This is a genomic window from Bacillus timonensis (assembly GCF_004799755.1).
GTDB classification, from domain to species: Bacteria; Bacillota; Bacilli; order Bacillales; family Bacillaceae_L; genus Ferdinandcohnia; species Ferdinandcohnia timonensis_A.
In genome coordinates, this window is sequence record NZ_SLUB01000034.1 from 35,465 (window position 1) to 47,254 (window position 11,790).

The 11,790-nt window shown below is 36.8% G+C and carries 11 protein-coding genes; 1 reads left to right on the plus strand and 10 read right to left on the minus strand.

Going from position 1 to position 11,790, the window contains the following annotated elements:
- Positions 1-144: 144 nt before the first annotated feature.
- Positions 145-327 (plus strand): YhzD family protein, encoded by a 183-nt coding sequence (locus E1I69_RS16410; RefSeq protein ID WP_136380646.1) that lies wholly within the window; start codon positions 145-147, stop codon positions 325-327.
- Between the two features lie 68 nt (positions 328-395).
- On the opposite strand, the gene E1I69_RS16415 is transcribed toward E1I69_RS16410, so the two are convergent.
- The 10 genes from E1I69_RS16415 to E1I69_RS16455 all read right to left on the minus strand — a co-directional run.
- Complete coding sequence (locus E1I69_RS16415) at positions 396-1,184, minus strand: enoyl-CoA hydratase (protein WP_136380647.1); 789 nt, start codon at positions 1,182-1,184, stop codon at positions 396-398.
- A 434-nt stretch (positions 1,185-1,618) separates the two neighbouring features.
- Positions 1,619-2,878 carry an ArgE/DapE family deacylase gene (locus E1I69_RS16420; protein WP_136380648.1) on the minus strand — a complete coding sequence of 420 codons (1,260 nt, stop codon included), beginning with the start codon at positions 2,876-2,878 and terminating at the stop codon, positions 1,619-1,621.
- 68 nt (positions 2,879-2,946) lie between these two features.
- Positions 2,947-4,383, minus strand: coding sequence for an amidohydrolase (locus E1I69_RS16425; RefSeq protein ID WP_136380649.1), 1,437 nt, complete (start codon positions 4,381-4,383; stop codon positions 2,947-2,949).
- A 70-nt stretch (positions 4,384-4,453) separates the two neighbouring features.
- Positions 4,454-4,621, minus strand: a complete 168-nt coding sequence (locus tag E1I69_RS24575; protein WP_161974919.1) for a hypothetical protein — start codon at positions 4,619-4,621, stop codon at positions 4,454-4,456.
- 2 nt (positions 4,622-4,623) lie between these two features.
- The gene (gene panF, locus E1I69_RS16430; protein ID WP_136380650.1) at positions 4,624-6,090 is read right to left on the minus strand and encodes a sodium/pantothenate symporter; all 1,467 of its coding nucleotides are present in this window, start codon (positions 6,088-6,090) and stop codon (positions 4,624-4,626) included.
- The gene (locus E1I69_RS16435) at positions 6,087-6,392 is read right to left on the minus strand and encodes a YhdT family protein (RefSeq protein ID WP_136380651.1); all 306 of its coding nucleotides are present in this window, start codon (positions 6,390-6,392) and stop codon (positions 6,087-6,089) included. Before E1I69_RS16435 ends, panF begins: the two co-directional genes overlap by 4 nt.
- A gap of 81 nt (positions 6,393-6,473) precedes the next feature.
- On the minus strand, positions 6,474-7,244 hold the full coding sequence (locus tag E1I69_RS16440) for an SDR family oxidoreductase (RefSeq protein ID WP_136380652.1): 771 nt from the start codon (positions 7,242-7,244) through the stop codon (positions 6,474-6,476).
- Positions 7,241-8,668 (minus strand): aldehyde dehydrogenase family protein, encoded by a 1,428-nt coding sequence (locus E1I69_RS16445; RefSeq protein WP_136380653.1) that lies wholly within the window; start codon positions 8,666-8,668, stop codon positions 7,241-7,243. Before E1I69_RS16445 ends, E1I69_RS16440 begins: the two co-directional genes overlap by 4 nt.
- Positions 8,669-8,684: 16 nt before the next feature.
- Entirely contained in the window at positions 8,685-9,767 is a 1,083-nt protein-coding gene (locus E1I69_RS16450; protein ID WP_136380654.1) for a tartrate dehydrogenase, read from the minus strand.
- A gap of 177 nt (positions 9,768-9,944) precedes the next feature.
- Positions 9,945-11,790, minus strand: a 1,846-nt coding sequence (locus E1I69_RS16455; RefSeq protein WP_347561833.1) for a sigma-54 interaction domain-containing protein, incomplete at its 5' end; no start/stop codon positions are given.

The following is an 11,790-nucleotide window of genomic DNA, read 5'->3' on the forward strand; positions in this document are numbered from 1 at the left end:
CCAGTAGTTTCTACGATTATGTAGGAAAAAAGTTTCACCAAATTATCATACCATAGTTGTTCACTTGATTTTTGTTGCGGGAAAATTTGCAATCTACTACACTTTAAGTAACAGACTTTTTACTTTGGGGAAGGGGAATCTAACATGAATTATGTATTAACTGTGTTTGATAAAACAGGAGAAAAATTACTTGAAGAAACATTCGAAGCTGCTTCTGAAAAAGAAGCAAAGGAAACGGGAGAAAAGATCCTTAAAGAAAAAAATTATTTAGAAACCACCCACCGGTGCACAAGCACCGCTGGAAAGTTAGTGTTGTTCCATCGGTAATCAGATATTCCAAACAGGGTACCCTTTTAATGAAGAAACTCCCGCTGTTTTTTCAGCGGGACTCTTCATTATTCACCAGTAAACACTGGTTTTCTTTTTTCTAAAAAGGCTTGAATGCCTTCACTGTGATCCTTTGTTTTTCTCATTGCTTGTTGACCCTGTTTCTCTAATTCTAGTACTCTTTCAAGCTCTGGCAAGTGCATTTGATTGTAAATAGATTTGGTTTGAATCATGGCAAGTATTGGTCTCTTTTTCCACTTTTTCAGCTTATGAATTACAGCAGTTTGCAATTCTTCCTCTGCAACCTCATCAATTAACCCAATATGCAAAGCCTCTCCAGGTGACATTTGTTTTCCTTCCCAAATGACATGTTTAGCTTTTGCTTCACCAAGTCTTTTTTCAAGGAAGAAATGTGCACCTCCATCTGGAATCAGACCAATCCGGATGAAATTCATGGCTATACTTGAAAGTCGATCAGCTATAACATAGTCAGCACCTAATGCAAAGCTTAATCCAAGTCCCGCTGCTGGTCCATGGATTGCACTTATTACGAGTTTAGGTAATAAATAAAGTGTTTTCATGATTTCAGAAATAAGTCCCATCACATGCTCAAAAGCATGCTCATCTGTAGAACTTAGCATTGTTTTTATATCGCCGCCAGCCGAAAATGCGCGTCCACTTCCTGCTAAAACAAGGATATCCACTTCATCATTGGCAGCTACAGCCTTTAAACTATGTAAAATCTCATTTAACATATCAAAATCCATTGAATTTAGTGCATCTGGGCGATTAAGAGTAAGGTATGCTACTCGATCTTCCATATGTAGAAATACTTTTTCAACTTGTTCAGTTGCCATTAATATGCCCCCTTAGATGGTGTTTCTCCTATTATACAATTATATCAATATAAAAGAAACCGTTTTCAAAAAATAAGTATGAGGGGGTGATTCACCCCTGACCTAACACAAAACTGAACCAATTTGCCTTGTCATTATTTGCCTTATCAAAGAATTGCTCTAAGTCCTTAGCAATTCCCCCCGCGGAACCCATTTTTAATAAACCTGCGCATTACTTATTGAATCATGTGTATTCCTGTTTAGTCGGAAAATATAGATATAGATATTTTCAGAAAAGGTTGGGTCAAAGATTGGGGTTAATACTTGGGTAAATTACCATCATACCTAGAGACTTTACCATAGAGAAGCTCCCATGCAGGGTGCACATTAAAGCCATCCAAACTGATTTCGGATGGCCTTGTTCATTTATTTGTCTTGATTAAATGCTCTACAAACTATGCCAACATTTTATACAACATTAATGCTAAAGCTTTAGTACCTAGAATGAGATCTTCAATATCGATATGTTCATCTGCCTGGTGTGCCTCACTTGTTTTTCCTGGACCATAAATAATACAGTTTTCAATCCCTGCATTATTTACTACAAAACGTTGATCATCACTTCCAGCAGTAATTAAAAACTTTGGGGACATGCCAAGATCTGTAATAACTTCCTTAGCTACTTCTGCAACCGGAATTCTTTCGGGAACAAGAACATGTTCTGTTGTATAAAATTCCCTATATTCATATCGAAATCTTTGGTCCTTTTCCTTCATTAGATTCAGAATAGCTTGTATTTCTGCACGAGCACCTTCTATCGTTTCAACAGGGAGTAATCTCCGGTTGAAGGTTACATTACATTTATCAGGTACTATATTAGTAGTTTCTCCACCTTTTATGGTATCAAAAGATAATGTAGAGTAAATAGACTCGTCAGGAGTCACATTAAGGTCTGTAGTTCTTTGCTGTAGTTTAGGTTGAAGATGTACATTTACCAAATGTAAAAATTCTGCCATCATTTCAACAGCATTTATTCCCCTTGAGGGTTGACTGCCATGAGCCTGTTTACCTAATACTGTTATTTCCCCCCAGATAGCACCTTTATGTCCAATTCCAATTCCGTTAGGTTCAAAAGGCTCAGTTATAATAACTGTATCAACCTTATCCTTACTAATGATGCCTTGCTCAACTAGATAACCAGTACCTGCATTCCGATTTCCAACTGTTTCCTCATCAGGAACTGCAGTTTGAATAATTTCTCCATTCCACTGCAAACCCGAACGGCGAAGAGCCTCCACCGCAAAAATTTGGGTTACGAGCCCACTCTTCATATCAGAGGCTCCTCTACCATAAAGCTTACCGTCTATTACTTCTCCCCCAAAGGGATCTTTTGTCCAACCGTTTCCTACAGGAACAACATCATAATGACCATTAAGACATATGCATTTTCCATTTTTACTTGTACCTGAAAGGCGACCGACAATGTTGTATCGTGGTAAACCACAGCCTAATGGAGCAAGCTCTGATAACTTTTCTTCCGGTACTTCAAGAATTTCTGTTTCATAACCGAGTTTATCAAGATGATTTTCAAAATAGTCCTTAAAAACGCCATATTTCTCTCCCGGTGGATTGATTGTTGGTATACGGACCATATCTTGTAATGTCTGAACTATCTCTTCTTTTAATAGGTCCACTTGTGCTACTATTTCTCTCATCCCTTTACCTCCTCAGTATAATTAGTTATTTCTATATCTAGTTACTATAATCAAAGATATATAGTAATTTATAAATGATCAAAAGGTGGGATGATATTAGCAGGAAGAGGAGATTTATATTTTCCGCTTCTCTTAATTTCCGATTCGAATTCTTCCTTGGCAGCAAATAATAATTTATTATTTGTTAACAAATTCATTGCACTTAAACCAAGAATTTTAGATGCCATCAACATCCCTTTTTGTCCTATTCCAGAACCTACAGCCGAAACAAATTGCCACGAATGAACAGGTGTACCAATTGGCACACATGCTGTATTAAATTGTGCTGTCGGTACATTCCAAGACACATCTGCAACATCCGTTGAACCTGCTAACACTTTGCCTTCATCATAGGGTTCAACAATAGTTTCATTTAAATTAAATTGAACTAATTCTAGCGGGGCCCCAGATACTTTTAATACCGTTTCTTTATTAACTTGCCCAAATGAACTTACTAATTCATCCGCTAGTTTTCTATCATTTGCGTCAAACTTTGGAGGTCCAACTTTTTTCATGTTTTCCATTAATAAATTTCCAATAACCTTATTGGGGATCATATTATAGCAAGCTGTTAAAAAATCTATTTCATAATTTGTTTCTGTCATAAGAGCAGCGCCCTTTGCAATGTTAACAATACGGTTGTAAATTTCATCAACCTCTTTTCTAATAGGGGCACGAATATAATACCAAATTTGGGCTTTATCGGGAATAACATTTGGTTCCTGCCCCCCTACCGTAATTGTTGAATGGATCCTTACCGAATCAATAATATGCTCTCTTAAAAATTGAACCCCTATATCCATTAATTGGACAGCTTTTAGTGCACTTCTTCCTGATTCAGGATTCGTAGCTGCATGCGAAGCTTTGCCATGAAAAGTAAACTTAACAGAATTTGCTGCTAACGAACTGCTTGCCCATAAAGAATTTACCGCTCCAGGGTGCCAAGTTAGACAAGCATCAACATCCTCAAAAACACCGTCACGTACCATGTATACCTTTCCAACTAATATCTCTTCTGCAGGACAACCAAAAAATTTAATCGTTCCCTTAATGTTATTTACTTCCATTGCATTTTTAACAGCAATGGCTGCACCTACTCCTGCTACTCCAAAAATATTATGTCCACATCCATGTCCATTTCCGCCATTTTCTACCTGATCTTTTATACCTGATACCTTTTGTGATAAACCAGGTAAGGCGTCATATTCACCCAAGATACCTATAACGGGTTTCCCTTCTCCCCATGTAGCTACAAAGGCAGTTGGCATTCCACCTACTCCCATCTCTATCGAAAAGCCCTCCTCTTTCAATAAGTCAACCAATAATTTAGAGGACTTATACTCCTTTAATCCAAGTTCTGCAAAGTTCCATATTTGTGTAGAAGCATTGAAAAGAACTGATTTATTTTGATCTATCCATTCCATTATTGACATATCTAGCGATGAGAGCACGGCTTCTATTTTCATTTAAATCCCCCTAATTTATGAATCTAGCGACCCATGAGAGATACCCTCATGGGCCATTAAAATAGAACAATTATCTTTGAACAGGTGCCTCATTCCCTAAGACGCTTTGATATCTACCGATTTTTTGAAGAAAATCGACTTCTTTCTCCCAATTTTCTTCAACTTTATTAAACACATTTTCTATTACATTAGTTTTCGTTAAAACCTCAAACAACTCCCAACATCTTTTGACACGCAAGCTTAAACGCTCCAGAACTTTGTAACTATTTCACGTTGTTGATTAATGTGTATATTTTGAGTTATTAAACTTGCTACAACGTAACCAACAAAAGAGAGAACAATCGGAATTACCACACTATGCATCCCTAATAGATTAGGGAAGTAATTTGAAAAAATAATATATGTTGAAACTCCAATAATAATTGATGCTAACGCCCCATATGCATTCCCTTTTTTCCAATAAAGCCCCATGATAATTGGCCAAATAAAGGCTGCCTCAAGACCTCCGATGGCAAATAGCTGTAACCAAATTAAGAGATCTGGTGGATTAATACAAAGCAAAATAACGATTAAACCAACAATTGTGGTTACTGAAATACTCATTCTCTTAACTGTTTTTTCTTGTGCATTTGGGTTAATATAATTTACATATATATCTTTAACGATAGACGAACTTACAATTAACAAAAGTGAGTCGACCGTTGACATTATTGCTGCAAGCGGTGCGGCTAAGATAATACCAGAGAACCAATTAGGCAAGACTTCCATTGCAAGAAGTGGCATTACTGAATCTGCAACCTCTACTCCTGGTAATACAGCACGTGCAAAAACACCCGTTAAATGCATTCCAAGCATTAAAACGCCCACAACAAAGGTACCGATGATTAAAGCACGATGCATTGCTTTTGAACTCTTATAAGACATGGCTCTAACCGCAATATACGGCAATGCAACAACCGCCACTCCCACTAAGACCCAGAAAGATGATACATAAGCCGGTGATAGTGAACCATCCGCTCCAAACGGAGAAATGAGATTAGGATTTTCAGCTTTTAAATCCGCAACGATATTGGAAATCCCCCCACCAGCAACTATTGTTGCAATTAGTATTACGATTGTCCCTCCGAACATAACGATTCCCTGAATCATATCAGTAATTGTATCAGCCCTGAAACCACCCACAGAAACATATAAAAGCAGGGTAACACCAAAGATGAAAATAGCGGTAATATAAGACATACCCGTAATTGATTCTACTAGACGTGCTCCACCTACCCACTGAGCAGCCATTGCAGAGAATAAAAAGATGACAATACTTAACGCCGAAAGAACTACAACTAACTTACTTTTGTATCGTTCTTTTAGAAAGTCTATTATCGTAATGGCTTTGATCTTTCTAGCTACAATGGCAAACTTTTTACCAAGAATCATTAAGGTGAAATAACCAGTCACTAGCTGAGACATTGAAAGGAGAACCCAAGCAAAACCAACAGAATATGCTACACCAGGTCCACCTAAGAAACTACTTCCGCTCGCAAAACTGGAAACCATTGTCATTGCAAGAATAAATCCCCCTAGTTCACGTGAACCAATAAAATACTCCTGCATGAAGGATATTGATCGATTCGTATTCTTTGAAGCGTATAAACCAACAGCAATTACTAAGAGTAAGAAAATAAGTAACGGTACAATTACGTCCCAATTCATGAGCCAATTCCCCCATCTTCATCATTACTTTCCAATGGTATTTCTACAAGGAATTTTTTTACAACTATGACAATTACTAAGGTAAAGACAACAAACCCCAAGACACAGCTGTAGAAGAACCAAGAAGGCAGTCCAAACACATAACTATAGTTTTCAACGTCCTTTGATCCTAACCCGTATGCAAATACAAACCACCAAATAAAGTTAGCAAGTGCAATTCCCACTCCTATTTTGGCTTCACGGTCTGAGATTTTAAAACGTGGATCTTCTTTGCTTTCGTCAAATTTATGTTTTTTTGCCATAAAGAATTACCTCCTTTTTAAAGTACTTGCTTTTTTACTCTTAGCTTTCAAATTTTTTTAATAGATACCTATCTTACTTATTTATACACCCCTTCCCCCATCTACATTCATAATCTCACCTGTGACCACTTTAGCAAAATCAGATGAAAGGTAGAGTGCTGCATGAGCGATATCACTTGGCTGTATAAGAGTTCCAAGAGGAACACTATCTATAAAGATGTTCTTCGTTTCTGCTTCAACTTTGTTACGATCGCCGGAAATAAATTGACTAAGCATTGGGGTTTCTGCAGGACCCGGATTTATTGCATTTACTCGAATTTTAAAAGGAGCAAGTTCTAATGCTAACGCTTTCGTTAACATGATTGCAGCACCTTTTGAAGCACAATATGCATTTAAGCCTGGCCTAGCCCTCACTCCGGCAATAGAGGCTATGTTAATAATTGCTCCATTTTTTCTCTCCTTCATGATAGGGACAACATGTTTTGATGTAAGAAAAATTGACTTTGTATTAACAGCGAATATTCGATCCCATTTTTCAAGACTCAATTCTTCAATTGGTGTAAAATATTGTGGTACTCCAGCACAATTAATCAAAACATCTATCTTGTTATAGTGTTGAAATGTTTCTTTTACCATCATTTCAACACTATCATTATCTGAAACATCAACCTGAATAACTCGAAAATCCTCACTCTCTAATTCACTAGCAGTCAGTTCAGCGGCCTGTTTATTTATATCGGCAACTACCACTTGTGCTCCATGTGAAGAAAATAGTTTTGAAATTTCTTTACCCATACCAGACCCAGCGCCGGTTACAATGACCACTTTTCCTTCTAGTAATTTATCTGTCATAGATTAAGCACCACCATTCGTTCTTCCGTCATTTCTTGCACTGCATAATGAGGACCTTCTTTTCCTAATCCACTATTTTTTATTCCACCATACGGCATTACATCGTTTCGATAGGTAGACACATCATTCACTATAACTCCTCCATATTGCAAGGTCCTTGCAGCTTTCATTGCGAGTTCTAAATTTTTAGTAAATATACCAGCCTGGAGACCATAGTCCGACTCATTTGCTTGTAAGAAAGCATCGTCAATATTTTCATATGGAATAATCGTAACTATTGGTGCGAATACTTCTTTACATACAACTTTCATTTCATGGGTTGTTTGTGTTAAGACCACTGGGTATAGGAATGAACCCTCCCTTCTAATCGGAAGTAACGCTTTCGCTCCTTCAGAAACTGCTTCTGTAGCCCATTCTTCAGCTCTTTTCGCTTCTTTTTCACTAATCATTGGTCCAACATCTGTATCAGGGTCCATCGGATTTCCTACTTTTAAATGTTGAACAGCAGAAATATATTTTTCTGTAAACTCATCTATGATTGCCGAATGGATGTATAATCTTTGAACAGCAATACAAGCTTGGCCTGCATTGTGAAAGCTTCTGGTAGCAGTAGCTTTCACTGCTAAATCGACATCTGCATCAAAATGAACAATATTCGGGGAATTGTTCCCTAATTCTAGCGCGACTGGACGCATCCCACTTCGTTCTTTAATATGTTTTCCAACTTCCCCTGACCCTGTAAATGTATACATCGCGATTCGTTCATCATCAAGTAACCAATTCCCGACCTCACTACCAGCACCGGTAATAATATTCACATATCCTTTTGGTAGACCTGCCTCTTCTAAAATTGAAACAAGTTGATAAGTTGCTAATGGTGTACTTGTTGCAGGTTTCACAACGAGAGTATTTCCTGCCGCTAATGCAGGGGCAATTTTATGGACACCTAACAATAGGGGATAGTTAAACGGTGTAATTGCCCCGATAACTCCTTTAGGTACTCGAACTGTAAACCCAAGTCTATTTTCTGATCCTTCTGTTGCCTGCAAAGGGATCATCTCCCCGGAGATTCTCTTAGCCTCTTCAGCTGATAGACGCAATGTATTAATTGAACGATCTAATTCACCTTTAGCATCCTTTCTCGTTTTCCCAACCTCTTCTACTAAGGAACATTCTAGTGTTTCCCTACGCTTTTCCATAATTTCTGCAGCCTTTAATAAAATGGAGTATCTTTGGAAAGGTGTAAGCTGGTCTTCCCGAAACATCCTTTCTGCCTCTGTAACTGCATCTCTTACAAACTGTTTTTCAGCTTTTGAGATTGAAGCAATTGTTTCCCCCGTGTATTTGTTGTAAACAGGAATATATTCCTTCGTACTAACTTCCTTCCCACCGATGTACAAATGATACATTTTGTCTATAACCATCTTTTCTGCTCTCCTTTTAAAATGATTTAACGCTCAACTTTATCATTTCTTCAATAATTTGATCACCTACTTCCACAGTAGATGCGTTTCCGCCTAAATCGGGAGTTAGAACAGTCCTCGCTACCAAAACTTCCTCAATTGATTTAACGATGAGATCTGCAATATTTTTAAAATTCAGATGTTCCATCATTAGACCTATGCTCCATATAAGTGCAATTGGGTTAGATATCCCTTTTCCAGCAATGTCTGGTGCCGACCCATGAATTGGCTCAAACATAGAAGGGAAATTTTTCTCTGGATTTATATTGCCTGACGGTGCAATTCCTAAACCACCTACGATTGCTGCTCCCAGATCAGTTAATATATCCCCAAACAAATTACTACCCACAACTACATCAAAGTACTCTGGCTTCGTAACAAAGTACGCAGAAAGTGCATCAATATGGCAGTAATCCGTTTTTATCTTTGGATACTTTTGGCCAACTTCCTTTGCAATTTCATCCCAGTATGGCATAGTATGATAGATTCCATTGGATTTCGTTGCAACAGTTAACCTTTTCTTTCTTCTCTTTTCAGCCAATGAATATGCGTAATTAATAACTCGTTCTATCCCATACCTAGTAAAGACATTATTTTGAACTGCTAATTCATAGGGTGTATTTTGATGGAGTCGTCCTCCGATGTTGGTATATTCGCCTTCAGTATTTTCTCGAATAACTACAAAATCAATATTATTCGTTTTATTACGTAAAGGACCCTCAATCCCACGTAATAGCTTAATAGGTCTTAAGTTAATATACTGCTGGAAAGCCCTTCTAATTGGTAAGATCAATTCCCAAACAGAAATGTGATCTGGAACACTTTCTGCTCCAATTGCACCTAACAAGATAGAGTCATAATCCTTTAATATTCCAAGTGCATTATCGGGCATCATCTTTCCATGCTTTAGGTAATAATCACAATTCCATTCAAATGAGTCCTTATTAAAACGAACTCCCCCATGAATCTCTTCAATTACTTTTAGAACTTTTAATCCCTCAGACATAACCTCTGGTCCAATGCCATCGCCCGGGATTACAGCTATTGAATAATGTTTCAATTTGTTTCACCTCCTATTTTTTTGATAAGGCTTTTCTCCACAATAAAATAGTCTTCTTCAATTTATACACTTGCAATTTTCATGCCAGATGTGTATTTCGCAATATTCAGACTTCTGATGCTATTTTGAATGACTTTTTGTTTTTTATTGCAACCATGTTGTTTCAATTTGCAACGATTACAGATTGTACTTTTTTATCTTTCTCCAGAGTGTAGACCTATCAATCCCAAGTTGTCTTGCAGCAATAGTTTTGTTATTGTACTTATTTAAAGTTTCAACAATTAATTCTTTTTCTTTTTCCTCAATATTTGTCCCATTTACAATTTCTTTTTGCTTATTATGTTGTATCTTTTTTGATAAGAAGGAAGCATTATCAATAGTGAGATGTCTTCCTTTTGATAATACGATAATTCTTTCAATCATATTTTTAAGTTCTCGAATATTCCCTGGCCAATGGTAGCTCTGAAAGAGCTTGAGTAAACTTTCTTCAACTAATTCTATTTCTTTCTTTCCTTCAACATTAAATTGCTGGATAATACTCTGTACGAGTAGAGGAATGTCCTGAATTCTAGCTCTTAGAGGAGGGAGTTCCAACGATAAGACATTTATCCGATAAAATAAATCAGTTCTAAACTGTTTCTTTTCAATTTCCTCCTCTAAGTTTCGATTGGTTGCTGCAATAATTCGGACATCTACAGGAATAGTCCGTTTTCCACCAATTCTTCTTATTGACTTTTCTTGCAAAACACGTAATAGTAATGCCTGAATTCTTAATGGTATCTCCCCAATTTCATCCAAAAACAAGGTTCCCCCATGTGCAAGTTCAAAGAGGCCTTGTTTGCCACCTCTACTAGCCCCTGTAAAGCTACCTTCTTCATAACCAAATAACTCGGACTCTAATAAACTATCAGGAAATGCAGCACAATTTACTGCTACAAATGGACCAACTGCCCTGTTACTTTCTATATGAATTCCTTGAGCAAAAAGTTCTTTACCTGTTCCAGATTCTCCAGTAATAAGAACCGTTGAATCAGTACTAGCAAAAAGTTTAGCATTTTCTTTTGCTTCAACAATCCCGCTTGATGTTCCAACAATATCGTCTAATCGGTATTTTGCTTCTAATCCACTAGGTTGAAGTATTTTCCTAATTTTCATTTCTAATTTTTGAATATCAGTTATCTCCTTAAAGTTCGATACTGCTCCTACTACATTATTATTAACAACTACAGGGAGACGATTAATCACAATTTGTTTATCATGAATCTTCGCAAAGTCCCCAATTTCCTTTTTACCAGTATGCAGAACTCTAAGCATATCGGAATTAGGAATTAGTTCAGAGATTTTGTTTCCTATTACTCTACCTTGTAAACCAAGAGTGTTCTTAGCGTTTTGATTTGTTAATAGAATATGACCTTCCTGATCGACAACAACAATTCCGTCATGAGAAGAATTTACGATGGCTTGTGTCTGGTATTTTTCCCGCATCATTTCATTTGCCAAATAAATTAGTGAAATAGCTTGTCTTACATACGATGTTAAGGATGATAAGGTTGGTTCAATATAAGTTACAAATTGTTTCATTGTGTTTGGTATAGGTGTATCATGATGCCAACTAGAGATAAAATATACCGCTTCTTCGTTCAAAAACTCTGAATGGAGATTATTTATATTTAATAATTGATACTCCAGCTTTTCTCCTAAAGAAATTTCAATTTGGAGCCATTTTATTTCATCCTCCGTTCCTATAAATATTTTTTGCCTAGCATCTAATTTTTTTGTTTGGATTGTAGCTTCTATATCATTTAAAGTTATCGAAATAGGAACTGTAGGTATTTTTAATGAGTCTACATCGGTTATGTACATTGAGGGCAAAATAAGTATGAGTTCACTTAATTTTTGATTTAAAAGGGTTTCTTGGGAGTCGAGACTTAATGGTTCTATATTTAACTTTCTAAGTAGTTTTGAAATTTTCTCTTTTAAAGGTGAATTTAATTTGTATAATGCCTGTCTCTTATACACATCT

Excerpts from the sequence above, each read along its gene's own strand:
- E1I69_RS16410 (WP_136380646.1), top strand. The coding sequence starts at position 145 with ATGAATTATGTATTAACTGTGTTTGATAAAACAGGAGAAAAATTACTT.
- E1I69_RS16415 (WP_136380647.1), bottom strand. The coding sequence starts at position 1,184 with ATGGCAACTGAACAAGTTGAAAAAGTATTTCTACATATGGAAGATCGA.
- E1I69_RS16420 (WP_136380648.1), bottom strand. The coding sequence starts at position 2,878 with ATGAGAGAAATAGTAGCACAAGTGGACCTATTAAAAGAAGAGATAGTT.
- E1I69_RS16425 (WP_136380649.1), bottom strand. The coding sequence starts at position 4,383 with ATGAAAATAGAAGCCGTGCTCTCATCGCTAGATATGTCAATAATGGAA.
- panF (WP_136380650.1), bottom strand. The coding sequence starts at position 6,090 with ATGAATTGGGACGTAATTGTACCGTTACTTATTTTCTTACTCTTAGTA.
- E1I69_RS16435 (WP_136380651.1), bottom strand. The coding sequence starts at position 6,392 with ATGGCAAAAAAACATAAATTTGACGAAAGCAAAGAAGATCCACGTTTT.
- E1I69_RS16440 (WP_136380652.1), bottom strand. The coding sequence starts at position 7,244 with ATGACAGATAAATTACTAGAAGGAAAAGTGGTCATTGTAACCGGCGCT.
- E1I69_RS16445 (WP_136380653.1), bottom strand. The coding sequence starts at position 8,668 with ATGGTTATAGACAAAATGTATCATTTGTACATCGGTGGGAAGGAAGTT.